This window comes from Myxococcales bacterium (assembly GCA_016712525.1).
Classification (GTDB): domain Bacteria; phylum Myxococcota_A; class Polyangia; order Polyangiales; family Polyangiaceae; genus JAAFHV01.
Map to the genome: position 1 here is coordinate 1,342,436 of JADJQX010000008.1, position 24,577 is coordinate 1,367,012.

The 24,577-nt window shown below is 69.3% G+C and carries 17 protein-coding genes; 7 read left to right on the forward strand and 10 right to left on the reverse strand.

What is annotated here, in order from left to right:
• Nucleotides 1–110: 110 nt before the first annotated feature.
• Nucleotides 111–2,303 (forward strand): hypothetical protein, encoded by a 2,193-nt coding sequence (locus IPK71_35230; protein ID MBK8219014.1) that lies wholly within the window; start codon nucleotides 111–113, stop codon nucleotides 2,301–2,303.
• Between the two features lie 78 nt (nucleotides 2,304–2,381).
• Nucleotides 2,382–3,587: a hypothetical protein gene (locus IPK71_35235; GenBank protein MBK8219015.1), complete on the forward strand. Its 1,206-nt coding sequence runs from the start codon at nucleotides 2,382–2,384 to the stop codon at nucleotides 3,585–3,587.
• 12 nt (nucleotides 3,588–3,599) lie between these two features.
• Here IPK71_35235 and IPK71_35240 read toward each other — a convergent pair whose 3' ends face one another.
• The gene (locus IPK71_35240) at nucleotides 3,600–5,396 is read right to left on the reverse strand and encodes an adenylate/guanylate cyclase domain-containing protein (GenBank protein MBK8219016.1); all 1,797 of its coding nucleotides are present in this window, start codon (nucleotides 5,394–5,396) and stop codon (nucleotides 3,600–3,602) included.
• A 508-nt stretch (nucleotides 5,397–5,904) separates the two neighbouring features.
• Between IPK71_35240 and IPK71_35245 the strand changes: the two genes are divergently transcribed.
• Nucleotides 5,905–6,393: a hypothetical protein gene (locus IPK71_35245; GenBank protein MBK8219017.1), complete on the forward strand. Its 489-nt coding sequence runs from the start codon at nucleotides 5,905–5,907 to the stop codon at nucleotides 6,391–6,393.
• Between the two features lie 158 nt (nucleotides 6,394–6,551).
• Nucleotides 6,552–7,421, forward strand: a complete 870-nt coding sequence (locus IPK71_35250) for a cupin-like domain-containing protein (GenBank protein MBK8219018.1) — start codon at nucleotides 6,552–6,554, stop codon at nucleotides 7,419–7,421.
• A 44-nt stretch (nucleotides 7,422–7,465) separates the two neighbouring features.
• On the opposite strand, the gene IPK71_35255 is transcribed toward IPK71_35250, so the two are convergent.
• Complete coding sequence (locus IPK71_35255; protein MBK8219019.1) at nucleotides 7,466–9,076, reverse strand: FAD-dependent oxidoreductase; 1,611 nt, start codon at nucleotides 9,074–9,076, stop codon at nucleotides 7,466–7,468.
• A 129-nt stretch (nucleotides 9,077–9,205) separates the two neighbouring features.
• A complete protein-coding gene (locus IPK71_35260) occupies nucleotides 9,206–10,171 on the reverse strand; it encodes a M23 family metallopeptidase (protein ID MBK8219020.1) in 966 nt (321 codons plus the stop codon).
• A gap of 115 nt (nucleotides 10,172–10,286) precedes the next feature.
• On the opposite strand from IPK71_35260, the gene IPK71_35265 reads away from it, so the two are divergent.
• Nucleotides 10,287–11,744: a carotenoid oxygenase family protein gene (locus IPK71_35265; protein MBK8219021.1), complete on the forward strand. Its 1,458-nt coding sequence runs from the start codon at nucleotides 10,287–10,289 to the stop codon at nucleotides 11,742–11,744.
• 62 nt (nucleotides 11,745–11,806) lie between these two features.
• On the opposite strand, the gene IPK71_35270 is transcribed toward IPK71_35265, so the two are convergent.
• Nucleotides 11,807–12,052, reverse strand: coding sequence for a YHS domain-containing protein (locus tag IPK71_35270; GenBank protein ID MBK8219022.1), 246 nt, complete (start codon nucleotides 12,050–12,052; stop codon nucleotides 11,807–11,809).
• 103 nt (nucleotides 12,053–12,155) lie between these two features.
• Nucleotides 12,156–13,583: an FAD-binding protein gene (locus IPK71_35275; protein MBK8219023.1), complete on the reverse strand. Its 1,428-nt coding sequence runs from the start codon at nucleotides 13,581–13,583 to the stop codon at nucleotides 12,156–12,158.
• 24 nt (nucleotides 13,584–13,607) lie between these two features.
• On the opposite strand from IPK71_35275, the gene IPK71_35280 reads away from it, so the two are divergent.
• Nucleotides 13,608–14,630, forward strand: a complete 1,023-nt coding sequence (locus IPK71_35280) for a MoxR family ATPase (protein MBK8219024.1) — start codon at nucleotides 13,608–13,610, stop codon at nucleotides 14,628–14,630.
• A 93-nt stretch (nucleotides 14,631–14,723) separates the two neighbouring features.
• On the opposite strand, the gene IPK71_35285 is transcribed toward IPK71_35280, so the two are convergent.
• The 4 genes from IPK71_35285 to IPK71_35300 all read right to left on the reverse strand — a co-directional run bounded on the left by IPK71_35285 (nucleotide 14,724) and on the right by IPK71_35300 (nucleotide 22,015).
• Complete coding sequence (locus IPK71_35285) at nucleotides 14,724–15,056, reverse strand: hypothetical protein (protein ID MBK8219025.1); 333 nt, start codon at nucleotides 15,054–15,056, stop codon at nucleotides 14,724–14,726.
• A 7-nt stretch (nucleotides 15,057–15,063) separates the two neighbouring features.
• Nucleotides 15,064–15,963: an Mrp/NBP35 family ATP-binding protein gene (locus tag IPK71_35290; GenBank protein ID MBK8219026.1), complete on the reverse strand. Its 900-nt coding sequence runs from the start codon at nucleotides 15,961–15,963 to the stop codon at nucleotides 15,064–15,066.
• A 78-nt stretch (nucleotides 15,964–16,041) separates the two neighbouring features.
• A complete protein-coding gene (locus IPK71_35295; GenBank protein MBK8219027.1) occupies nucleotides 16,042–17,472 on the reverse strand; it encodes an aldehyde dehydrogenase family protein in 1,431 nt (476 codons plus the stop codon).
• 121 nt (nucleotides 17,473–17,593) lie between these two features.
• Nucleotides 17,594–22,015: a hypothetical protein gene (locus IPK71_35300; GenBank protein ID MBK8219028.1), complete on the reverse strand. Its 4,422-nt coding sequence runs from the start codon at nucleotides 22,013–22,015 to the stop codon at nucleotides 17,594–17,596.
• Nucleotides 22,016–22,557: 542 nt separating this feature from the next.
• On the opposite strand from IPK71_35300, the gene IPK71_35305 reads away from it, so the two are divergent.
• Nucleotides 22,558–23,445: a hypothetical protein gene (locus tag IPK71_35305; GenBank protein MBK8219029.1), complete on the forward strand. Its 888-nt coding sequence runs from the start codon at nucleotides 22,558–22,560 to the stop codon at nucleotides 23,443–23,445.
• Here the strand turns inward: IPK71_35305 and IPK71_35310 are convergent.
• Complete coding sequence (locus IPK71_35310; GenBank protein MBK8219030.1) at nucleotides 23,410–24,474, reverse strand: AraC family transcriptional regulator ligand-binding domain-containing protein; 1,065 nt, start codon at nucleotides 24,472–24,474, stop codon at nucleotides 23,410–23,412. The two genes, IPK71_35305 and IPK71_35310, sit on opposite strands and share 36 nt — an antisense overlap.
• Nucleotides 24,475–24,577 lie beyond the last annotated feature (103 nt).

The window sequence follows — 24,577 nt, forward strand, 5'->3', positions numbered from 1 at the left end:
CGCGCCCGTGTGCCCCCTCGGCAACACGGGCGCGTGCTTTTTTCGGGGATTTTCGAGCCCCTCGTCGTCGCGGTCGACGGTCCCTCGCGAGTGGGGCTAGGGTCGCGCGCATGAGTGACTACCGTTTCAGCTTTTTTCGGGCCGGAGGCGTCGATCAGGTCGTCCTGAAGACGGGCGCCGATCTCGCCGCTCTGCCCAAGCTCGACAAGAAGCTCTGGGTCGCCTTGGCCTGCCCGGTGAAGGGCACGGCCATCGACGAGAAGACCCTGAAGATGCTCGACACCGACGAGGACGGGATGCTCCGCCCGCCCGAGGTGCTCGCGGCGCTCGACTGGGCGAAGAAGGCGTTCAAGTCCCTCGACGTGCTGCTCGAGAAGGGCGAGGACCTCCCGCTCGCGCAGCTCGACGACTCGACCGACGAGGGCAAGTCCGTGCTCGCTTCGGCGAAGCGCATCCTCGAGGACCAGAAAAAGTCGGGCAAGAGCATCTCGCTCGACCACGTGCTCGCCACGCAAGAGGCCTTCGCCGACACGAAGCTCAACGGCGACGGTGTCGTCCCGAAGGAGTCCGCCGACGACGAGCTCGTCGCGCTCGCGATCGAAGAGGTCATGAAGGGCGCGGGCGAGGTCCCCGATCGGAGCGGAAAACCCGGCGTGAACAAAGAGCTCGTCGAGAAGTACTTCGCCGACATCGAGGCGCGTCTCGCGTGGGCCAAAGAGGCCGCCGGGGTCTCGCCGCTCGCGGAGGCCACCGAGAAGGCGGCCTCGGCGCTCGCGGACGTCGACGAAAAGATCGAAGACTTCTTCACGCGGTGCCAGATCGCCGCGTTCGACACACGAGGCCAGGCGCTCCTCTCGGCGAGCGAAGGGGCCCTCACCGACCTCGGCCAGAAGAGCCTCGCGCAGACGGCCGACGACGTCGCGAAGCTCCCGCTCGCCAAGATCGACGCGAACGCCCAGCTCCCGCTCGAGACCGGCTTGAACCCGGCCTGGCGAGCCAAGATGGCCGCCTTCCGCGAGCACACCGTGACGCCGATCCTCGGCGCGAAGAAGGTGCTCACCGAGGCCGACTTCGTCACCTTGCGCGAGCGCCTCCAAGGCTTCCGAGACTGGAAGGGCAAGCGCGGGACCTACACCTGCGACAACGTCGACGACGCGCGCGCGACGGTGCTCGTCGAGGGCGGCTACAAGGACAAGATCCTCACGCTCATCGAGAAGGACCTCGAGCTCGCGGCCGAGTACGACGCCATCACGAGCGTGGAGCGCGCCGTGCGCATGCGGCGCGACTACGCCAAGCTCCTCCGAAATTTCGTAAACTTTTCGGACTTTTACGGTTCGAAGAAGGCCTCGTTCCAGGCCGGCACGCTCTTCCTCGACGCGCGCTCCTGCGACCTGTGCCTCGTCGTGAACGACGCCGGGAAGCACGCGAGCCTCGCGGCGTTCTCGAACGCGTACCTCGTCTACTGCGACTGCACGCGCGCCTCGGGCGAGACGATGCAGATCGCGTGCGCGTTCACCGCGGGCGACGTCGACAACCTCATGGTCGGACGCAACGGCGTCTTCTACGACCGCCAAGGCAAAGACTGGAGCGCCACGATCACGAAGATCATCGAGGCTCCGATCAGCGTACGGCAGGCCTTCTGGACGCCGTACAAACGCCTCATCCGCCTCGTCGAAGAGACGTTCGCGAAGCGCGCGGCCGAGAAGGACAAGGAGTCGATGGCGCAGGTCGACGGTGCGGCAGCCGCCGCGGCCACGGCCGACAAGGCTCCCCCCGCGCCTCCCGCCGATCCGGCCGCACCGCCGAAGAAGATGGACGTGGGCATGGTCGCCGCGATCGGCGTGGCCGTGGCCGGCGTCGCCGGGTTCCTCACGTCGGTCATCGGGATGTTCCTCGGGCTCGGCATCTTCATGCCACTCGGGATCCTCGCGCTCTTGCTCGCTATTTCGGGCCCGTCGATGCTGATCGCGTGGCTCAAGCTCCGCAAGCGCAACCTCGGCCCCATCCTCGACGCGAACGGGTGGGCCGTGAACGCGATGGCGCGGATCAACGTGCCCTTCGGCACCTCGCTCACCCACCTCCGGGAGCTCCCCGAGGGCGCGAGCCGCACGGCCGACGACCCGTTCGCCGAGAAGCCCACGCCGTGGGGTCTCTACATTTTCCTCGTGGTGCTGCTCGGCCTCGGCGTCGCGTGGACGATGGGCAAGGTCGACAGGTTCCTCCCGGAGAAGGCCCGCTCGAGCACGGTCTTCAAGCAGCCGGAGGCTCCGAAAGAGCCCGCCGCGGCCGCACCGGCCAAGTAGAGCGAAGCTCCTGCGGGGGACGCGTTCGAGACGGTGATGAGCGGGGTGCCGAGGCGCCCCGCTCGCTATTTGGGGGGCATGAAGACGCTCCTTCGCGCCACCTGCGTCGCCTCTCTGACCACGGCACTCGCCGCGCTCGCGGCGTGCACGACGACCTCGGTCACCGAGGGAGCCGACGCCTCGACCGACGCTTCGCCCGCGCCCGCGAGCTGCGCGGGGAGCGCCACCGTCGACACGGCCTTCGACGTCGACCCCGAGGGGCCCGACGGCCAGGTGCACGCGTACGCCGAGCCCACGAGCGACGGCTTCTTCGTGGTGTACAACCGCCCGCATCCATCGGGAAAGAAGGGGAATTTCGCGGTCTACGTCGCGCGCTTCGGCTGCGACGGAAGACCCGTCTTCGCCCCGACGGCCGTGAGCGAAGGGCAGGACAACGAGATCGATCCCTCGGCCGTATGGGATGGCTCGCGCCTCACGATCGTGTGGTCGGCCGACACGGGGAAGTCGCCCTCGAACCTCGAGCTTCGCACCCGCGTGGTCGGAGGAGACGGAAAGCCGCTCGGCGCCATCACGACGCTCGGGCTCTCGCGCCAGGGCAAACCCAACACCGGCAACGCGTGGATGCCGCATATCGCGCGGGGCTCGAACAAGGTGTGGCTCACCGGCGCGTGGGGCGTCGAGGGGGCACAGGCCTTTCAAGTGCTCGCGCAGGAGCTCGACGAACGCGGAGCGACGAAGGGCGATGCGCTCGACGTGGCGTTCGAGCCGAAGGTGACGCAGAGCCAGCCGGTCGTCGCCGTCGACACCGCAGGGAAACGCTGGATCGCGTGGGCCCAGGAGCCCAACGAGGGGAGCCAGGTCGCCGCGGCGTGGGTGCGCGGCGAAGGAGGCGAGGCACGCGAGGTCGTCCCCAGCGGGGGAAACCCCTCGATCGCGTCGGGCGCATCGGGGACGTGGCTCGCAGCGAAGGGCGCGGCGGTCGAGCTCGGCACGGGCAAGACCACGGCCCTCCCCAGCTCGATCTCGCAGCCTGCGATCGCGGCCGACGAGGACGGCGCGCTCGTCGTAGGCTACGGAGCCGCGTCGGCGCGAGCCGCCCTTCGTGCCGTTCGTATCGGGAGAGACGGCGCAGCGCGAGACGCGCGAGACCTCGGCGCCCCGCAGGCCGCCGCGTACCCGCTCCGCCTCGCCACGGTCGGCCGGGGGCTCTTCGTCCTCGCCTACCAAGAGGGCGCGGGCGCCGCGATCCGCGCGAAGGCGCGCTTCGTCACGGCCGAGCCCTGAGAGAGGGCGCGGTCAGCCGTCGACGCGAAAGCGCCCGAGCCTCATCGTGTCGACGACGCCCTTGAGCCGGGCCTCGAACGGCTCGAACGGCTGGCCCGCGGCCCACCCCTCGCGATCGGCGAGCGTCGCGACCTCGTGCGTCGTGACGATCTCTCCCGGGAGCGCCTCGCCCTGGAGACGGGCGGCCACGTTCACCGTGTGCCCGAAGTAGTCGAGCGCGCCGTTCGCGGTGACCACGTAGCAGGGCCCCGCGAACACGCCGATCTTGAGCCGCACACGCTCGGCGCCCGTGTGCCCCGCGCGCACGGAAGGGAACCGCGTGTGCATCTCGGCCGCCGCGCGCACGGCGTCTTCTTCGCTGCCGAACGCGGCCATCACCGCGTCACCGATCGTCTTGACGACCGCCCCCCCGTGCGACGAGACGAGGCCCCCGAGCAGGTCGAAGTGGTCTTGCACGAAGCCGAACGCGCGCGCATCTCCGATCGTCTCGTAGAGGGCCGTCGAGCCCGTCAAATCCGAGAAGAGCAGCGTGACCCGGGCGATGCGCAGCGTGAGGCCCGGGCGCAGAAGCTCGCGCGCGAACTGCTTGCGAAACCCAGGGAGCAGCGAGAGGTCGTGCGCCGTGGCCGCGTCGTCGGCGAAATCGACGCGCTCGATCTTGAGGTGGCGCTCCCCCTCGAGCTCGCTCGAAACGGTGATGGTGCCTCGCGGAGCGACGTCGGCCTGAGGTGGCGTGACGCCATCGAGCTTCGCCACCGCCGAGAGCGCCTCGTCCGCGCCCTCGGTCACGCGGAGGATCGACGCGGGGCCGCCACGAACGAAGAGGCGGTACCTGCCCGCGACCTCGGGCGCGCGCACCGAGGCCGAGCCGCGGGCCGGCAGGAGCGCCTGCACGAGCACGTGGGGCGTGCGCGCGGGGCCGCCAATGCAGTACGGGCCTTCGTCGAGCGCGCGGAGGTCACGCGGAGGACGAAACGTCGCCTCGACGGCGCGGTCCAAGTCCAAATCGTATGAAATATCGCACACTTGACAGTGCGCATGGGCCTCGAGCACCGAGAGGGCCCGGAGCCGCTCGGTCGCCGTGCGGCAGGACGGGCACACGAGATCCCAGGTGAGCTCCAGCACGCCCGCGCGCACGGCCTCGAGGCACGCCCCGAGCACGGCGCGGCGCGAGAGCCCCCACGCGCGCGCGAGCTCGTACGGGCGGATGCGATCGACCGCAGGATCGTCTCCGTCCCGGACGAGCGCGACGACACGCTCGGCGGCCTCGCGCTCCTCGCCCGTGAGCGGGCCCCGGAGATCGGCCTCGAGCTTCGTGAGCCTCCCCAGGTCGACGCGAGACGACACGTCGCGAGCCTCACGTGCGCTGACGAGCTCGGCGTCGAGGGCGGCGACGTACCCCGCGAGCTTGCCGACGAAGCGGCCCACCTGAAAACGGACGACGGGCGCGATCAGCGGGCTCTTCGGCACGACGGCGACCTTGATGGCCACGGAGGTGCCCCCCGAAGGCGACGGCGAGAGCGAGAAGGCGTGCTCGAGGGACGCGACCATGCCCTTCCGCACCACACGCCGCACCCGGAAGCTCTCGGGCGCGGCCCACTCGTAGGGCCGCTCCTCGTACACGAGCGGGAACCCGCCCGAGACGGTCTTCACGACGAACCTCGCGGCGGTCGCGTCGTCGTTCGGCACAAGCTCGATGCGGCCGAGCCCGATGGCCCGGTTCAGGCGCTCCGTGTCGGTGAGCTTCGGCCACAAAGCCTCGGCGCTCGACAGGCAGAGCACGCTCCGCTCGACGACGATCTCTCCCACCTGGACGACCGTACCACGCGCGCCTCGGCGCTCGCGCGAGGGATTTTTCGGGCCTCCGTGCGCGCGGCGAGGTTCCGTGCGAAAGTAGGGGTCTCATGAAGAAGCTTCCTTCTCCCCTCCCGGCGGGTCCCGTCCTCACGACGAGCCGCGCTGCAGCGGCCGCGCTCGTCGCCACGCAGCTCGCGCTCTCCGCGGCGTGCGGGGACGGTGACGTCCAACAGATCCCCCCCCAAGCGCAGCCCCCCCAAGCGCAGCCCCCCAAGCGCAGGGCCCGCAGCCCGCCCCGCAGATCCCGCCGCAGCCCGCCCTCGACGCCTCGACCGACGACGCGAGCCCCGACGCGGCCGACGCGAGCCCCGACGCAGCCGACGCGAGCGCGGACGCCCTCCCCGACCGCATCGCGCCCCAGCCGCCGCCCCAGCCACCGCCTCAGCCGCCGATGTGAGGCACCTCGTGCATTCTGCATCGAGTGCGCGCGCCGGCGATTCGTGAGAGCATCGGGCAGGTCATGAAGAAGCGTCCCTCTCCGCTCCCCGAAGGTCCTGCCCTCGTGCTCCGCCCCGCGGGAGTCGCGCTCGTCGCCGCGCAGGTCGCGCTCGCCACGGCGTGCGGGCCCACCGCGCTTCCCCCGCAGGCGCCTCCCGACTTCCAGCTCCGTGTGCCTCCACAAGCCCAGCCGAGCGACGTCGATGGTGGGCCGACCACCGTGGCGGATCCCCCGCAGGCCCAGCTCAAGAGCCCTCCGCCACCGCAGGCGCCCGAAGACCTGCCGCCCCCACCGCAGATCGCGCGCCCCGACGAACAGCATCGCTCGCCGCCTCCACAGGCGAACCCGGGTCCGATCCCACCTCAGCCCGCGCCACAAAGGCCCCCGCAGCCGAGGCCTCCTCAGGTCGCCCCGCAGCCCGCGTACCCCAACCATCCGCCCCAGCCCGGCCCGCCGCCGCAACCGGCCCCGCAGCTTCCGCCTCAACCCGCTCCCCGCCCCACCAAGTGACGTGAGCACGAGCCGCATCCGCACGCGCACGCACGCCCCTTCGCCCCCCGGCCAAGCGCACCCTGCGCCTCAGCGACGCCCACGCGGGGTGGGCCGCACGAAACCTCGGCGACGGCGTTTCCCCCCAAGAGCTCGTCGCTACGCTCGTGAGCGCCGGGGTGCCCAAAACGCTCGCCATCCACGAGATCGCCGAGCTCACCGCCTCTCCGCTCTTCGCCGAGCTCCGCGCCACGCACAAGCGCCTCGAGCAAGCCGAGCAGGTCCTATGGCTCCTCCGCGAGGTCGGCCCCAAGGCCATCGAGCGCCGCGAGACGGTCGAGCCGGAGGAGCTCCTCGAGCACTATTTCAAGGCGAATCGGCCGTGTGCTCTCACCCGCTACACCGAGGGTTGGCCTGCCCGATCGTGGACCCCGGAGAGCCTCGTCGACAAGCTCGGCGATCCGGAGATGACCGTGGTCGTCGGACGCGACGCCTTCCCCGTCGACTACGATCGCAAGACGCCCGAGCTCGCGCGCACGATGCGCATGTCGGAGTACGTGCGGCTCGTGCGAGAGCGCTCGCCGACGAACGACCTTTATTCGGTCGCGAACAACCGCAACATGGACCGCGCGGCCTTCGGGCGGCTCCTCGACGACGTGCGCGTCGACGAGCGCATCTTCGACAGGTCGCGCCTCGAGGGCGGCACGTCGTTCTGGCTCGGGCCCGCGGGCACCGTCACGCCACTCCACCACGACACGACGAACATCCTCTTTTCGCAGCTCTACGGGCGAAAGCGGTTCGTGCTCGCGTCGCCCCTCGAGGTCGAGCTTCTCGCGCATGCGCGCGGCTACTACTCCGCCCTCGGAGGGGACGCAGAGGCGTTCCCGGCCGTCCGGCACGAGGTCGTGCTCGGGCCCGGGGAGTCGCTCTTTTTGCCCGTGGGGTACTGGCACGAGGTCACGTCGCTGGACGTGAGCATCAGCTTCTCGCTGCTCGCCTTCCGATTGCCGAACGGCTTCCAACCGTACGGCCCGGGCTTCGTCGAGTAGCCCGCACGAGGCCGCCCGTTCGAGCGGCCTTCGCGGGTCGCCGGCTACAGATCGCGCGCGATTTCGCCGACGACGCGGAGCGCCGAGAGCGCGCCGCCCTCCATGAAGCCTTGCCAGGAATAGAACGAGTCGGTCGTCTCACCTGCAAAGTACACGTTTCCGACGGGCTTCGCCGCGAGCCCCTCGAGCGTCGTGAAGTAGCCCGGCTGGTTCGCGGTGTACCCGCCTTTGGCGAGCGGGTTTTTGTCCCACGCCTCCATGTGGGCCACGATCTTTCCTTGCGACGTGCGCGCCGCGGCCTTGGCGCCGGGCACGATGCGGTCGAGCGTGTCGAGGAAGAGGCCCGCCTCGGCCTGCGTGCGCGACGGATCGAGCGACCGCGCGAGGGCGCCGCCGGAGTAGTCGGTGAGGACGCCGCGCGTCGCCGTGGCGAGGCTCGGGTTGGTCTCCCAGGTCGCCTGGAGCTTGGGCATGTCCGAGTAGGTCGCGCCGCTCCCGCCCTGCGTGATCCACGGACGCGACGAGAACCCGACCATGAGCTTCGTGTTCGCGCCGTAGAGGCACCGCTGGATGGCCTGGGTCTTCCACGCCGGGAAGCCGAGGCTCGGGTCGAGCGCGACCTCGCGCAAGAGGTGGAACGGCAACGAGAGCACCACGGCGTCGTGCGTCGCGCGAACCGCACGCGAGCCCTCGAGGAAGGTGAGCTCGATGCGACCGTCGGAGAGCTTCTTGGCCGCGACGAGCTTGCGCCCCATGCGGAGCTGCCCCGGCAGGCGCTCGGCGAGCCGCGTGGGGATCTGCTGGTTGCCCTCGACGACGTGGTAGCGCTCGTCGCTGAAGTTGCCGAAGAGCTTCATTTTGCTCTGCTTCGAGGCCTTCGCGAAGAAGAGGAAGGCGAGCGCGCTCTGCTCGGCCACCGACACGCCGTACTCGATCTCGTAAGCGATCGAGAGCAGCGCCTTGATGTTCGGCGCGGCGCCTCGGAGGTCGAGCCACTCGGCGAACGACATGTTGTCGAGGGCGGCCTCGGCGGGGGTGAACGCGTCGGCCGTGGGGGCCCCGACGACGCGAAGGTCGTCGCGCATGGCGTCCACGAGCGCCCGGTACTCGTCGACGAAGACCTGCTCGGGCACGCGCTGCCCGCCGAAGTGGTAGAAGGTGTCGCGCGCGGGCTTCGTGACCTCCTCGAGGGTGAGCCCGAGCTCTCGCGCGTACCCGATGATCGTCTTGTGGCCCGTGTCGATGAGCTCGCCGCCGCGCTCGATCACTTGGCCCTGCCAATCGATGGCGCCGCCGTTCTGCCCTCCCATCGAGAACATGCGGCCGCCGACCCGAGAGCTCGCCTCGTGCACCGTGGCCGCGACCCCGAGGCGCTTGAGCTCGTACGCGCACGCGAGCCCGGCGATGCCGGCGCCCACGATGCCGATGTCGACGTTCGCCTTCTTGAGCCGTGCCCGCACGTCGCCGGTCGGGAGGGGCTCACCCTCGGCCGCACACCCGACGAGGCCCGGGAGCGCCGCACCGCCGAGGAGCGTCGCACCGCCGAGGAGCGCCTCGCGCCGACCGATGCGCCCCGCGCCCCGCGGCGACTCGCGCTCTCCCGTCGCGCCCCGAAGTGTCCCCCAAACCCTCGAAAAGAACGGCGTCTTGCTCATAGGGGCGAGTGTAAGCAAAGCTCGCACCACGCTCGAGGCAAAAGAATTTCACGTGGTTGTCGGCTTCGGTGGCACGCGCACGCGGCGCTCTTGGGGGAAAAAGCGACCAGGCAAGCGGGCTTGCCACGGTCACGCGTCGGCGAAGACGATCCCCACGAAGTCGCGCGGTCGGAACGGGAGCGTGAGGCGCGGCGCGCGCGTGTGCGTCGACGGATAGATCCGCGGGAAGGCCGAAAACCTCGCGGGGTAGTAGTTGCGGAAGAACACGACGTTCATCGCGCGGAGCGCGAGGGTCGGCTCGGCGGCGAGCGACTCGCGCAGCTCGGGATCGGCGCACGCGGCGATGGCGCCGTCGACGAGGTCGGCCTCCCACGAGGTCTCGGCGGCGAGGTCCTCGGGCTCCTCGGGAGACGGCCTCGGATGGTCGCCATCACACCAGAGGCTCGTCTCTCCGCTCGCCGCGAACGGATCGTGGTTCTCGCCGTCGATCCACACGTTGAAGTGCACGTGCGGCACGCTCCACGGGAACCCCACGATGCCGTCGATGCCCGAGTAGCCCGAGAGCGCGAGGCTCGCCCCGCGCCCGACCCTGTCGCCCACGCGGACGAGGGTCCGCGCGAGGTGGTTGTAGGTCGTGACGAGTCCCTCGCCGTGATCGACGAACACCTTGAGGCCGCCGCGATCGAGCTCCCCCGAGATGCGGAGCACACGCCCGGGCGCGGCCGCGGTCACCACCGTGCCCACGGGCACGGCGAAGTCGGTGCCGTTGTGGCTGTCGTACGTGAGCGTGCCTCCGCGGAAATCGCGCACGTGGCGCTTCTTCACGGACCACCCCTGCGCGATCGGCGTGGGGGTGCGGTTCACGAGGTTCGAGATGGGCACGAGGCGATCTGGCCTCCGCGCGCCGAGCCACGTGGCGACCGAGAGCCGCGGGAGCAACACGCCGAGGCTCGTGAGATCGAACCGCGTCCTCGGCACGCTCCTGTCTCCACGCAGCGCGCGGAGCGCCTCCCTCGCGCGGAGGGCGGGTGGGTGGAGGCCGAACGCCTCCGTGAGACCGATCGGCGCGGCGTCGTAGTCGTACGGGGTGAACACGGGATGCCTCGGATGAGGTCTCGCACCCCGCGCATGCCACGGCAAGGCACGATGGCGTCTCTCGTGGCGTCGCCCGGCTCTCGACGCGCGGCGCACCTCCCCCTACCGTCGTCGCATGCTGCGCGATCTCGCGATCCTCCACACCTTGGCCCACGCCCAGACCCCGGACGAGGTCGACCAAGCGCTCCACGTCCGCGAGGGCGAGGTCCCGCGATCGCTCGAGGGGGTCCTCTTTCGGAACGGGCCTGGGAGGCAGTCGGTATTCGGTGTACCTTACAAGCACCCCTTCGACGGCGACGGCATGATCCTGCGGTTTTCGTTCGAGGGAGGCAAAGTCCACTACCGAAACAGGTTCGTGCGCACGCGCGCGTTCGAGGAGGAGGAGCGCGCCGGAAAGATGCTCTACCGGAGCTTCGGCACGAACCTCCCAGGTGGGCTCCGGAAGAACCTCCTCCGCACCACGTTCAAGAACGCGGCGAACACGTCGGTCATCCTCCATGGCGGCAGGCTGCTCGCCCTATGGGAGGGCGGGATCCCCCACGCCCTCGATCCCGAGACGCTCCGCACGCTCGGCCCGCACGATTTCGACGGGAGGCTCCAGAACCGCCTCTCGTGGCTCGACGCGAAGATGTCACCCCACCTGCCCTTCTCGGCCCACCCGAAGCGCTGCCCCGAGACGGGGGACCTCTACGGCTTCGGCACGGCCTACGGGCGCAAGAACCACCTCGTGCTCTACCGGGTCGACCCGAGCGGGCGGATGGACGAGCCCGAGCTCGTCGAGCTCCCAAAGCTCACGTTCTTGCACGATTTCGTGGTCACGAAGCGCTACCGCGTGGTGTTCGACGTGCCCGCCAAGTTCGACGTCGCGCGCACGCTGCTCGGCTTCGTGCCCCCGGTCGACGCGATCGACTTCGACGAGGGCGACACGATCGTGCGGCTCTTCCCGAAGGCCCGCGGCGAGCGCCCGCTCACCTTCACGCTCCCCTCGGCGTTCGTGTTCCACTTCGTGAACGCGTTCGAACGGGACGACGGCACCGTGATCGTCGAGGGCATTCGCACGGGGAGCTTCCCGAAGGTGCCCGGCCCCGACGTGCTCGCGTCGGGAGAGGCCTTCTACCCGGCGCCCATTCTCACCCGGTTCGAGCTCGATCCACGCACGGGCAAGGCCACCCAAGAGGCGGTGTCCCACGTTCCGTGCGAGCTCCCGACGATCGACCCTCGCGAGGTGTCGCGCCCGCACACGCAGGTGTTCGCCATGGCAGGGCCTGCGCTCGCCGAGGGCGACACGCTCGTCGCGCCCTTCTTCTCACGCATCGTCCGCTTCGATCGGTCGAGCGGAGGAGAGACCGTGCGCGATCTCGGCCACGCGCTCGTGGGAGAGCCCGTGTACGTGCCCGGTCGCGGCGACGGCGAGGGCGTGGTGCTGACGGTGGTCTTCGAGGGGGCGCGCGAGAAGAGCGCGCTCTACGTGCTCGCGGCGAAGACGCTCGAGACGCGGGCGATCTGCGATCTCCCGCACGGCCTCCCCGCGGGGTTTCACGGCACATGGGTGCCTGCCGCAGGAGACGCGTAGATGCGACACGGCCCGCCGAGATCCCTCGACGGGCCGCACGTGCGCTTCGAGTGAGCGAAGCGTCAGGAGGGCTTCTTCTCGCCGCCGCCGATGTACTTGGCGGGGTCGGACTTGAACTTGCCGGCGCACCCCGGGCAGCAGAAGTAGTACGTCTTGCCCTCGTGCTCGACCTTGGGCGAGCTCTCGGTCACGGTGAACTCTTCTTTCGAGATGGGGCAGGTGGTCTTGTCGCCGACCTTGGCCTCGCCCGGGGCCTTGAGACCGGCCGAAGGCGTCGCGGGAGCGGCGGGGTCGGCGCCCTGGGGCACCGCGGGCGAGGGCGCGCCTCCGCCACAGGCGACGGCGGAGAGGGCGATCGTGACGAAGAGAGCAGAGACGAGCTTCACGGCATGTTCCTTTCGTGAGTGACCATCAGCAGGCCTTGTGCGAGCCGGGAGAGAAGATCTTCCCCGGGTTCAAGAGGCCCTTCGGATCGAACGCAGACTTGAGCTTCTTTTGCAGGGCGACGAGGCCCTCCGACTGCTCGAGGTGCACGTACGGGGCCTTGGCGATCCCGATGCCGTGCTCCCCGGACAGCGTTCCCCCGAGCGCCACGGTCGCCCGCATCAGCTCGGCGACGGCCGCGTCCACGCTCGCGTACTGGGACATGTCGTCCCACAGGAAGTTCACGTGGAGGTTGCCGTCGCCCGCGTGCCCGTAGGTGAGGTGCTTCACGGCGTGCCGCTCGCCGATCGCGCGCGTCGCGTCGAGCAGGTCGACGATGCGGCTCCTCGGGACGACCACGTCCTCCGAGAGCTTGTACTTTGCAAGTTTCCGCGTCGCTGGCGAGAGCGCGCGGCGTGCCGCCCAGAGCCTGTCACGCGAGGCCGCGTCCTGCGCCACCTGCACCTCGAGCACGCCCGGCGCGGCGGAGAGGGCCTCCCCCGCTCGCTCGAACGCCTCTTCGGCCGCGCGCGGGGCCCCGTCGACCTCGGCGAGGAGAAGCGCACCGGCGCGTTCGTCGACGGCCGCGCCGCTCGCGCGCAGGGCGACGAGCGTCTCGCGGTCCATGAGCTCGAGGCACCGCGGCACGTGACCTTCGCGCACCAGCGCCGACACGGCACGGGCGGCGTCGGCCGGCTCCGAGAAGAGCGCGAGCAGCGTGTGCACGGCCACAGGCTTTCGTACGAGGCGCAGCGTGATCTCCGAGAACACCGCGAGCGTACCCTCGCTCCCGACGAGGAGCGCGGTCACGTCGTACCCCGTGACGCCCTTCACCGTCCTCCGGCCGGGGCGCAGCACCTCGCCGCCCATGAGGCACGCCTCGAGGCCGAGCACGTACTCACGCGTGACGCCGTACTTGAACGCGCGAGGACCGCCGGCGTTCTCGGCCACATTTCCGCCGATTTGGCACGATTTCCACGAGTTCGGGTCGGGGGGATAGAAGAGCCCCTCGGCCTCGCACGCGGCGTGGAGATCGCCCGTGACGAGTCCCGGCTCGACCACGGCGACGAGGTCGTCGCGGTCGATGTCTTTCACTTGGCTCATGCCGCTCGTGGCGAGCACGATGCCTCCGGCGACGGGCACGGCACCCCCTGAGCGCCCCGTGCCCCCCGCGCGCGGCGTCACGGGGACACCCGCGTCGTGGGCCACACGTAGGCACGCCGCGATATCGTCGCGTGAGCGCGCGTGCACCACGGCGTCGGGCACGCGCCCCGTGGCCTCGCTCTCGTCGTTCGCGAAGCGCTCGCGCCCGTCGAGCGTCGTGTCGACCTTCGACGGTCCGAGCTCGCGGTCGAGCGCCAAGAGCGCCCTCTCGACGGACGCTCGGCTCGGGAGGGGCACATCGGGGAGCTTCAGCACCATCCGGGAGCCTAGCAAAACATGGCGAAACTGCGGCACTTTCGGCGCACCTGCGACACGGTCCACGCCCGCAAAGCTTGCGCTCCACGACCGAGTCGCGCGAGGTCACGATGCTGTCCCGTCGCGCAGGCCCCCGCACGTCCCTCGCACCGGCCGAGCTTCGCGCATGCCTTGCGGAATTCGTGGCGCTCGGGCAGAACCTTGGGCGTGATTTCCTTCGTCCGTTTCTCGGGGACCGACTCCTACCTCACGAACGACGCGCTCGAGACGGCCGTCAACTGCGCGCTCGCGCTCGAGCGACCGCTGCTCGTGAAGGGCGAGCCCGGCACGGGCAAGACGCTCCTCGCCGAGGCCGTGGCCCAGAGCCTCGGCCTCCCGCTCATCCACTGGCCGGTCAAGTCGACGACCCGCGCCCAAGACGGCCTCTACGTGTACGACACCGTGCAACGCCTGTATGATGCACGTTTCGGCGATGGGGACGTGAAGGACGTCCGCCGCTACATCAAGAAGGGCCCGCTCGGTCAGGCGTTCGCCGCGCCTTCGCGCGTGGTCTTGCTCATCGACGAGGTCGACAAGGCCGACCTCGAGTTCCCGAACGATCTTCTGCACGAGCTCGATCGCATGCGGTTCGTCGCCGGCGAGACGGGCGACGAGATCGTCGCGAAGGAGCGCCCCGTCGTCATCATCTCGTCGAACAACGAGAAGGAGCTCCCTGACGCGTTCTTGCGAAGGTGCGTCTTTCACTTCATCGACTTCCCCGATCAGGAGCTCATGAAGCGCATCGTGAAGGTGCACCACCCCGACGTGGACCGTGAGCTCGTCGACCAGGCCGTGGTCACGTTCTACCAGCTCCGCGAGATGCCCCGCATCCGCAAGCGCCCCACGACGAGCGAGCTCGTCGACTGGATCACGGTGCTACGGCGCGCGGGTGTCGGCAAAGAGCGCCTCGTCCGCGAGCTCCCGTTCTTGGGGGTACTCCTCAAGAAGGAGCAGGACGTGGAGCTCTTCGCCGCCGCGAAGAAGAGCGGCCTCTTCAAGAGCTGACGAGCCCCAACTCCAGGCACTGGAGTCCCAACTCCAGGCGCCTGGAGTTGGCTCGCGGACCTCGGCACGGGCGCGCCCCGCGCGCGACGATCCTCAGGAAAAATGCGGTCGAAAGCGGTGCACGAGCCTCTCGACGAGGCCGTAGCTCCGCCACGGACGCGCGACAAATGAAGGGATGCGTCGATCCAAATCGCCCGAAGCCACCTCCACGTAACCCCGCTGCCTGAGGTACTCGCGGACGTACGCGAGCAGCACCGGAGAGACGCCGAGCATCGTCGTGACGTGGAGCTCGGGGCCCCTCGCGGCGACGCCCTCGAGGTCGTACGTGCTCGGGCCCCACTCGCGCAAATGCGCCCGCACCTCGTCGTACGTCGGGGGGCTCCCGCGGTACGTCGCGCTCTCGAAGCGGAGCCGGAGGAGCCCCAAACCGGGCCTACTTCACGACGTTGAGGCGCTTCTTGCCGCCCGGGCCGCCCGAGCGATCGATCACCGGGCCGTCGTCGTCGCCGGCTTCGGCTTTGTCGAAGATGACCTTCACGAGCTTCTCGGCGATGTCGGCGAAGGCCTGGGCCGTCGGGCCCTCGGGCTCGGCCTGGACCAAGGGCGTGCCCTTGTCGCCGCACTCGCGCACGCGCTGATCGATGGGGATTTGCCCGAGCAGCGGGGCCTTCGCGAAGTCAGCGATGGCCTGCCCGCCGCCCTTCCCGAAGAGCTCGTGTTTCACGCCCGCCGTGTCCACGAAGTAGCTCATGTTCTCGACCACGCCGAGAATGGGAATGTTCACCTTCTCGCACATCGACACGCTCTTGTAGACGTCGTCCGTGGCGACGGCCTGGGGCGTCGTCACCACGACCGCGCCGCTCACGCCCACGCGCTGCGACAACGTGAGCGTGACGTCGCCCGTGCCCGGCGGGAGATCGAGCACCAAGAAATCGAGCTCGCCCCAGCGCACGTCCTTCAAGAACTGCTGGAGCGCGCCGTGCAGCATGGGGCCGCGCCAAATCACGGCCTGCTTCGGGTCCTCGAGCAGGAAGCCTATCGACATGAGCTTCACGCCGAAGCGCTCGAGCGGCTCGATCGACTTTCCGTCGGTGGAGACGGGGCTCCCGCTCACGCCGAGCATCGTCGGGATCGAGGGGCCATAGATGTCGGCGTCGAGCAGGCCCACGCGGTAGCCCGCGCGCTTCAGGGCGAGCGTCAGGTTCGTGGCCGTGGTGCTCTTGCCCACGCCCCCCTTGCCGCTCATGACGAGCACCACGTTCCTCACGGAGGGGAGCGGGTCGTCGTTTCCGATGGTGCGCGCGGCCGGGGTCTCGTTCGACATGGGCACCATCGCTAGTTTCCCGCGAAGGAGACGTCAAGCGCGACCCTCGGCGCGAGGCTACGGCGTAGCTCTACCGATCCACGACGCTCACCCCGCGCGGACGACCTTCACCTTCGGCGAGGTGTACTCGTTCACGGCGAACGCGACGCCCTCTCGACCGAGCCCCGAGTCCTTCGTGCCGCCGTACGGCATGGCGTCGCTCCGGAAGCTCGGAGAGTCGTTCACGACGAGACCTCCCACGTCGAGCGTGGCGTAGGCCGCGTCGATCACGCGCGTCGAGTCGGTGAAGATGGCAGCCTGGAGCCCGTAGCGCGACGCGTTCACCTTGGCGAAGGCCTCGTCGAGCGTGGCGTACGGAGACACGGTCACGACCGGTCCGAACGCCTCCTCCTCCACCACGCGGAGCCCACGTGTGTCCTCGGGCTCGCGGAGCACGACGGTCCCCATGCGGTTCTCGTCACGCGCGCCACGGTGGAGCACGACCGCCCCGCGCGCCTCGGCCTCGCCGACCCACGTCGTGAGCCGCGACGCCGCGCCCTCGTCGACGACCGGCCCGAGGATCCCCGCCGCCGACACGGGCTCTTCGGGCGTGAGCTTCGCGGCGCGCGTGACGAGCTCGGCCACGAACGCCTCGTAACGTGCATGATGCACATAAACGCGTTGCGTGGAGATGCACACCTGGCCCGCGTACGCGAACGCGCTCGTCGTGAGGGCGTCGGCGGCGAACGAGGCGTCGTGCACGTCGTCGTGGACGATGGCCGCGGCGTTGCCTCCGAGCTCGAGCACCACGTGCTTCTTTCCCGCGAGGGCCTTCAGCATGTAACCGACCTTCGCGCTCCCCGTGAACGAGAGCACGGCGAAGCGCTCGTCGCGCACGAGTCGCTCGGCCACGGCGTCGTCGCACGGGACGACGGTGAACGCACCTTCCGGCGCGCCAGCCTCACGTACGATCTCGGCGAGCGCGAGGGCCGTGAGCGGCGCCTTCGGGGCAGGCTTGAGCACGACCGGCGCCCCGCACGCGAGCGCCGGAGCCACCTTGTGCGCGACCAGGTTCAGCGGAAAGTTGAACGGCGAGAACGCGAGCACGGGGCCCTTCGGGACGCGCACGTAGCTGCCCGCGTGCCGCGCGTGAGCTACCCCGAGATCGATCGGCACGACCTCGCCGACCGGCCGCGTGGCCACGTCGGCCGCGATCGCGAAGGTGCCCGCCGCGCGCTCGACCTCGATCCGCGCGAGCCCGATCGGCTTCCCGACCTCTCGGGCGATCGTCGTCGCCAGCGCCTCGCGCCGCTCGCGGAGGAGGCGCGCGACCTCGAGGCACACGTCGCGACGCACGTACGCCGAGAGCCCCTTCGTGCGTGGGAACGCGGCCGAAGCGGTCGTGATCGCGCGTTCGGCATGGGACGCATCGGCCCACGGCGCCACCGCGAAGGCCTCGCGGGTCCACGGATCTCTCACGTCGCGCTCCATGGGCGCCGTCACCCGCGCATCGCCGAGGAGGAGGTGGGTCGAGCTCATGACCGAGCCTATACCAGCGGCAGCAGCGCCCAGCCAACGTGGCCAAGGCGGCCCACAAAACGCCAGCGGCGCTCCGGTTTCCCGAAGCGCCGCGGCAAGTTACGCGAGACTTAGCCCGAGCTCAGCGGCTCGAGAGCGGTCCCTGGATGTACATCGCGATCTCGCGCATCGTGTCGAGGTTCGACGAGAAGTACTTGATGCGCTTCTTGGCGTTCGCGCACGCAAGCTCCTGGTCGGCCGTCGGCACGCCGGGGATGGTCTTGCACACCGGCTCGTTGGCCACGCCGGCCTTCTGGTAGGTGTGCATGCCCGTCACCGGGTCGGTCGAGAGGGTCACGAAGGCCGTCGAGGCGAAGTCGTTCGCGTACTGGAGCATACGCGAGCCGGTCGCACGCTGGACCTGGCGGCCCGCAATGGTCTCCTTGCCGTACGAGCGGGCCGCGTAGAGGACGCCCGAGATGGGGTCCTGGTAGCGGATCTGCTCGGTGAGCGGGACAGGGAGCGAACCGTCGCTGTCGGGGTACCAAACGCGGAGCTGGTTGTTCCAGTCCATGTTGAGGGTGGTCGACCCGTACAGGTAGTTGAAGATGATCGCCGGGAACTGCTGCTCCCAACCGACCAGCGGGTTGATGCGGACGGCGCCCGCCGGGTAGCTCGGCGAGACGGTGCCGGGGTCGTTCGACGTGAAGCGGTCGAGCGGGAGCCACTGGACCGGGTCGGCCGAGGTGTTGAAGCCCGAGGTCTGCGGAAGGACGTACGGCGCGTAGAGCGTGAAGTCGTTCTGCATCATGCTCGCCGTGAGGCGGCGCATCTGCTCGGGGTAGATACGGGCGTAGTTGATGTTGCGATCACGCCCGTCGACGTAGTCGTCGCGGCTGTTCTGGAGGAAGTTGTTGTACGCCTCGGTGAGGAAGTACGTGATGTACACCTTCTCGTAGTACGAGCCGACCCAGCGGAGGTAGTCGCTCCACTCGTAGCCCTTGGAGTAGTCGTACTCGTTGTGCATGTAGCGCACGCCCTGGCCGACCTTCAGGGTGAAGGCGGGCGGCGTGGTCTCACGCTCGTTCGGGTTGCAGAGGTCGTCCGCGTAGTACTCGGCGACTTCGGCGTAGCTCTTGTTCGTGCAGGTGTCCGAGAGGTCACGGCTGCGGGCGAAGCGGTACGCACCGGGCTCGGGCCGGGTGAGGACCTTGATGAACTCCTCGAAGCCCATCGACGAGGCGAGGGCGTGCGTGAGGAGCAGCTCCTCGTGACCGAGGTACTGGCCGTCCGAGGGACCGCCGTCGAGGATGAGGCCCATGGCCTTCGTGGTGGCCGTCATCTTGTCGAAGTATCGGGCCAGCGTACGGTTGACCGTTCCGCCCACGTTGAACATCACGCGGTTGCGGCGGAAGTTGTCCCAGACGTAGCGGTTCTCGTACGAGTTGATGAAGTACTGGGCCTGCTCGTAGAGGTCGGCGCCAGCGTCGTGACGGTAAACGGAGACGTTGCCGCCGTCCGCGAACTCGTCGGAGCTGAACATGTAGGGGTGGCGCGAGTAGCCGTCGGCGTCGCGGTTGAAGTTGCCGCTCCAGCCGATGGCGCCGAAGTCCGTCGTGCGGGTGGTGCCCGCCACGTCCTGCATGTCGTAGAGCTTGCGGAAGTCGAGCTTGTAGCCCGAGCACTTCACGCTGAGCGGGTTCGACGCGTCGCCACCTTCGGGGCACTCGCCCACGAGGTTGAACATGTCGTTGAGCTTCCAGTAGGAAGGCATGAGGAACGGACCGAGCACGCCGCCGCTGTTACGGTCGGACATGAAGGGGTAGTAGCTCTGCTTCTTTCCGGTGTTCGAGTCGACGTCGACGTCGACGACATCGGCGTACATGAAGCGCATCCACGCCTTGTCGTACTTGCCGAGGCCGTTCATGTCCTGCGAGTAGTCGCCGGGGTAGTCCATGACGGTCGACGAGCCCCAGCGCGGCAGGATGCCGTTCTGCTCGGTCTCGGTGATCGGGTCGAACCAGCGGCCACCGACGCAGTCTTCGCCGTTGGTGTGGGGCTTGAACGTCTTCGCGCCGCCGATACCGCCGCCTTCGGCCTCGCACGCCTTCTCCTTGCCGTTCCGCGTGCGGAGCTGCCAGTACTGGGTGTGGAAGTTGAGGGCGTCGAAGTTACCGACGAAGTTGTGGCGGAGGCCCATCGAGTGACCCATCTCGTGCAGGATGACCGAGATGTGGAACTGCTCGCGGATCCACTGGAACATGTCGCGATCGCGCTTGACCTTCTTCCCCGCGAAGTCCGCGTCATCCGCGGCCGGGAGGGGATAGAGGGACTTCGCCTGGCGGGCGAGGCCGATGATGCCGGTCGCGTCGGGGAGGGGGGCCTCCACCGTGCAGTTGGCGTGCTCGTGGGCGCGCTGGTTCTTGAGGTTCTCGAGCCAGCGGCGCATCTGCGGGTTCTGGCCGCGGAGCGGCGAGACGCGCGAGAGCATGCTGTCGTCGTCCATCGAGATTTGGCCGGCGCGGTTCGCGGGGATGCCGGCCATGACCTGCATCTCCTTCGTGGCGAGCATCGCCTCGAACTTCGAACCGACGAGCTGCTTGCGACGAGCCTCGATCTCCGCATCGCGGTCGAGCGCGACGCCCGACTTCTTGCGGGCCTGGCCCTGCGCCTTCAGCTTGCCGAGCATCTCGGCCATGGGGAGCTGGTCGCCCTTGTGGAGGACGTTGCGCTTGTAGAAGTTGCCGTTGCCGTCGGCCGAGAGGACCGAGGCGAGACGGGTCTGCACTTCTTGCTCGGAGAGGACCTTCTGCTCGGTGGCCTTGGCCGCGAACTTCGAGCCGTTGGTCCAGTCGAGCATGTACTGGCCGCCAGTGATCGCCTCGTCGGAGATCTCGCCGTTGACCCACTTGATGTAGTCGACGGTGCTCTGGCTGATGATGTCGAGGATGTGTCCCCACTCGTTGACCGAGGTGTTGACCTTCTCGCCCGTGAGGGGGTCGTCGCCGTCGACCATGATGCCCCAGGGGCTCGGGTCTTGCGGCGTGTTGATGATGTTGACCGAGTTGTAGCGGAGGTCGCCGATGCGGGCGATCGTGCCGGGCTTGCCGCAGGCCTTGTGGTCCGTCTCGAGGACGGGGCTGTGGCAGAGCACGAACACCTCGGTGAGGTCCTTCGCGGCGCCGTCACGCTTGGCGATCTGCTCCTCGTCCGTGATGAACTTCGAGGCGTCGGCGCCCACGCGCTGCGCGTCGACCTTCATACCGGCCTGGAGGGCCTGCTTCGCGGCGACGTTCCACTGCTCGGTGGCCGCGGCCGTCGAGGGGAAGAGGTCGGCCGGGCCATCGCCGCCGTAGTACCAGGGGATCGTCTTGACCTTGCGCTCGTGGAGCGGAAGGGTGCAGCGACGCGCGAGCGTGTCGCAGCGCGAGCCCGCGTGGAGCAGCTTGCCCGACGAGTCCTTGAACTCGCACTCGTCGTCGGTCTTGTTCTCGTTCTGGTCGAGGATCTTCCAGCGGTTCGCGTTACGCGCCTGGCCGGCCGCGACGGAGCTGCCCGCGAGGGGCTTGCCGTTCGGGTCGGGGATCGGGAGGCCCGTCGCCGGGTCGCTCACGATCGCGCCGCTCGCGTTCGTGCGGAACTTCTGGATGTCGCCGTTCTCGTCGCGCCAGTAGTCGACGTTGCACTGCGCGAACACCTCGCCACCCTCGCTCTTCTGCGAGATGTGGTTGCGCTCGAACATGTTGTACTTGGCAGCCAGGCGGTGCCAGTTCTGGTCGAGGATGCCGTAGTTGCGCTCGTACCCGTAGCGGCTCGCGTAGAACGCGCCGAACGAGTCCATGCGCGTGCCGTCCCAGTCGCTCGGCTCGTAGTCGGTCTCGGTGACCTTCTTGAACGAGAGGCGGAGGGTGAGCTCGGTCGGGTTGCAGTTGCCGGCGGGGTGGACGCCGAAGAAGAAACAGGCCGGGAACGCGCCCCAGGGCGTGTCGACCATCTGCGGCGTGGCGAAGGCCTTGGCCGCGACGTCGAAGTAGCCCTCTTCGGGGGCGAACGCGGGGGCGTTCGGGTCGTTCGGATCGTCGACCTTGTAGGAGACGGGGTCGAACTTGACGCCGCCGTAGAGGCCGAGCTGCGAGAGGGTGTCGACCTCGTAGCCGTCGGTCACGAGGTTGCGCGACCAGTCGACGCGCATGAACTCGCGCTGGTACCAGGGGCGATCGCTGGCGTTCTCGACGATCGTGTTCGACTCTTCGCCCGTGCCCGGGTTGTAGTCGCGGCGGATGTCGAAGTGGCTCTCGATCGCGAACATCGCGACGACCTGGCCGTCCTTCGTGCGACGGTTGCCCTTGTTGTCGCTGTCCTGGATGCGCTCGAAGGTGGAACGGGCGATGAGGGCTCGCTCCTGGACCTCCCACTTGATGCGGTTCGTCGGCTGCGCGTAGGTGGCCGTGAAGAGGCCGTCCTGCGCTGCGCCGTACGGCACGTCGACGACCGTGTTCCGCATGTAGAACTCGGGGTCGTCGTTGTTGTCCGCGATGTTGCCGATGAAGAAGCTCTTCGGCATCGCGTTCGCCTGAACCCTATTGATCGGGTCGCGCTCGCCCGCGCACCCGACGGACGCCCAAGCGAGGCCGCCCAGAAGGGCCCCCAACCCGAGTCGTCGTAACCACCTCGATTGCATCCCGACCTCCTTAGAAACAGACACGCGGGGGTTTGCACCCAAAACGACCACGGTCCATCTAGCAAACAACGTTCCAGAAAACTAAACTCAATCCATCCGGACACTTAAGCGTTGGCCGACGGTGCCCGGGGCAAATCCGTTAGCGCCTTGACTGGCGGTCCCGTGCGGGGCTTGTCGCTCCGACGACCGCGCCCTCGCGGCTGTGCGAGGGGGCACTGAGGTGCCCTTCGAGGGCCCCTCCAGAAAACTACGAAGCAAAGATGGCCGCGTGGCCAGCGGGCTGACTTAGTCCGCGGCCAGCGAGGGCGTCAAGTGAGGGCTCGTTAAGGGGCCCCGGCGCCCCTCGACTACGGGCACGCCCCCGGGCCGGATCGGCCTCGAGCGCTCTTGTCGAGCAGGGGGAAAAAGGTACGGTTTCGGAGCGAATGGACCGTGGCTTAGCCCACTTTCTCTCGAAGTCACGGCGAATCGTCCCCGCCGGAGCCGCGGTCATGGTCGCGCTTACGGCCCTCGGCTGCCACGGCTCGGGCAGGGATCCGCAGGGTTCTCCGCGAAATGGAGAAGTAGAGGTGGGCGGGCCGTGCCCCGAGGGGCTCCGGCCGGTCGGGGGTGGGTGCGCGCCGCCGTCCGTGGCTCGCGCGGTCTGCGGCTCGCTCGACGAGGACGACACCTGCGCGCCCGTTCTCTGCCCGACCGGCGCGGCGTTTGAGCCGACGACGCGCCGGTGCGTGCCGTCCCGCGAGCTCGGTCGCCTCCCGGAGGTGACCTGGCTCGGCGTGCGCGAGGGGGAGCACCTGTCGTGCTCGGCCGCGGGTGAGGCGGCGGTGCTGGAGGTCACGGACGGGCACGTCGGCTGCCGCGTCGACCGCCCCTGCAGGTTCGGACGACTGTGGGATGGCAAGGCGTGCGCGGAGGTCGCGCCCTGCCCCGTGGGGGCGCTTCGGGCGGAAGGTGAGCCCGCGTGCCGGCCGTTCGTCCGAGGGAAGGTAGTAGACTTACCCACCTGGGCGACGACCCTGGTCGGCCCCACCGTGTGCGCGCTCTTGCCGGCCAGCGAAGCGCCCGAGCGGTTCGACCTGGTCGTCGACGCGACGGGGGGCTCGCTTTCGCAGCTCTCGGTGGCCGTGTCTGGCTCGTCTACCGAGCTCACGCGGGTGCGGAGGGCGATCGAGGCGCTGGCCGAGGGCCTCCGGTCGGTGCGGGGCGAGCCCTCGACCTCCCATGTCGAGGCACACCTCCAGTGCCCAAAGGCGCGGCTCATGCCCCCGAAGGTCGCGTCACGTGCCGACGCAGGCGCCGGCGAGGGATTCTAAGGAGGGGCGCCGGCCGACGATCGGGCTCTCGCCGGTCCAGCGGCGGTAGGCGCGCACGAACGCGCTCGAGCACGAGAAGCCGAGCACCTCGGCGACGCCCTTCAGCGACGGTTGGGATCCGAGCAGATCGTCGGCCGTGGAGCGCAGCACTGTGTCCCGCACCTCGCGGTAGGTGACGCCGTGCGCGTCGAGGGCCCGGCGCAGGGTGCGCTCCGACATCCCGAGCTGCTTCGCGACCACCGGCTCGGCGAGATCGGCGACCCGCCCGTCGCGGACCGCCATCGCGACGAGCTCGTGGACCTTCTTCTGGATCGACAGGGTGGCGCCGAGGCCTCGCGTGAGCTCGTCGGCGCGCCGCGTGGCGACCCGGAGCACGACGTCGTCGCGGACACCCACGAAGGCATCGAAGGCCGACTCGTGGAACGCGAGCCCCGAGCGACGCGACGAGAACATGACCGGGCACCCGAGCCACGCAGAGAGCGCCGACGCGTGACTCGACGACGGGGACGCGTGCGCGAGCCAGACGGCGTCGAGCCGGAGCGCCGATCCGTAGGCCGCACGCAGGGCGAGCACGAGGCCCGCGAGCACACACTCCGTCAAGAGCCGCGCACCCCTTCCCTCGTGAGCGCCCGCGTCGACCCAATCGAGGGTCACGGTCGAGCCCGTGGGCCCCCGCACGAAGTGTCCCGCCTCGCAGAAGAAAGCCGAGTAGCGCAGCATGGCGTCGAGCGCTTCGTGCGGTCCGGGCGCGTACCTCACCGCGAGGCCCACGGCGTCGCACTCGTGCGCCGTGATTTCTCGGAGGGCCTCGACGTGGGCCAGGTCGTGCTCGAGCCCGTCGACGAGGGCCTCGAGCAGCTCGCACGCCACGGCGACCGAGATCCTCGCCTCTGGGCTACGGCCATTCTCCCCGTCCGAGGAGGCCATCCGCGCGAGCGCGCCATGGGGGATTCCTCGGTTCACGGCGTAGTCGCCGAGCCTTCGCGCCACGGCGCTCGAGCACGTCGTCGTTCGGTTTGAGCGGGCCATCGATCTCCTAAGTCTCGAGTCTGGTCCCCCCCGAGTCGCACGCCGGTGCTCGCGCCGCGGCACGGTGCCGGCGCGGGAGCACGTGTCCACCACCTACGTCGGG

Coding starts and splice junctions, on each gene's coding strand:
- IPK71_35290 (MBK8219026.1), bottom strand. CDS start 15,963: ATGGTGCCCATGTCGAACGAGACCCCGGCCGCGCGCACCATCGGAAAC.
- IPK71_35295 (MBK8219027.1), bottom strand. CDS start 17,472: ATGAGCTCGACCCACCTCCTCCTCGGCGATGCGCGGGTGACGGCGCCC.
- IPK71_35255 (MBK8219019.1), bottom strand. CDS start 9,076: ATGAGCAAGACGCCGTTCTTTTCGAGGGTTTGGGGGACACTTCGGGGC.
- IPK71_35280 (MBK8219024.1), top strand. CDS start 13,608: ATGGCGAAACTGCGGCACTTTCGGCGCACCTGCGACACGGTCCACGCC.
- IPK71_35310 (MBK8219030.1), bottom strand. CDS start 24,474: ATGGCCCGCTCAAACCGAACGACGACGTGCTCGAGCGCCGTGGCGCGA.
- IPK71_35265 (MBK8219021.1), top strand. CDS start 10,287: ATGCTGCGCGATCTCGCGATCCTCCACACCTTGGCCCACGCCCAGACC.
- IPK71_35245 (MBK8219017.1), top strand. CDS start 5,905: ATGAAGAAGCGTCCCTCTCCGCTCCCCGAAGGTCCTGCCCTCGTGCTC.
- IPK71_35305 (MBK8219029.1), top strand. CDS start 22,558: ATGGACCGTGGCTTAGCCCACTTTCTCTCGAAGTCACGGCGAATCGTC.
- IPK71_35230 (MBK8219014.1), top strand. CDS start 111: ATGAGTGACTACCGTTTCAGCTTTTTTCGGGCCGGAGGCGTCGATCAG.
- IPK71_35235 (MBK8219015.1), top strand. CDS start 2,382: ATGAAGACGCTCCTTCGCGCCACCTGCGTCGCCTCTCTGACCACGGCA.
- IPK71_35300 (MBK8219028.1), bottom strand. CDS start 22,015: ATGCCGAAGAGCTTCTTCATCGGCAACATCGCGGACAACAACGACGAC.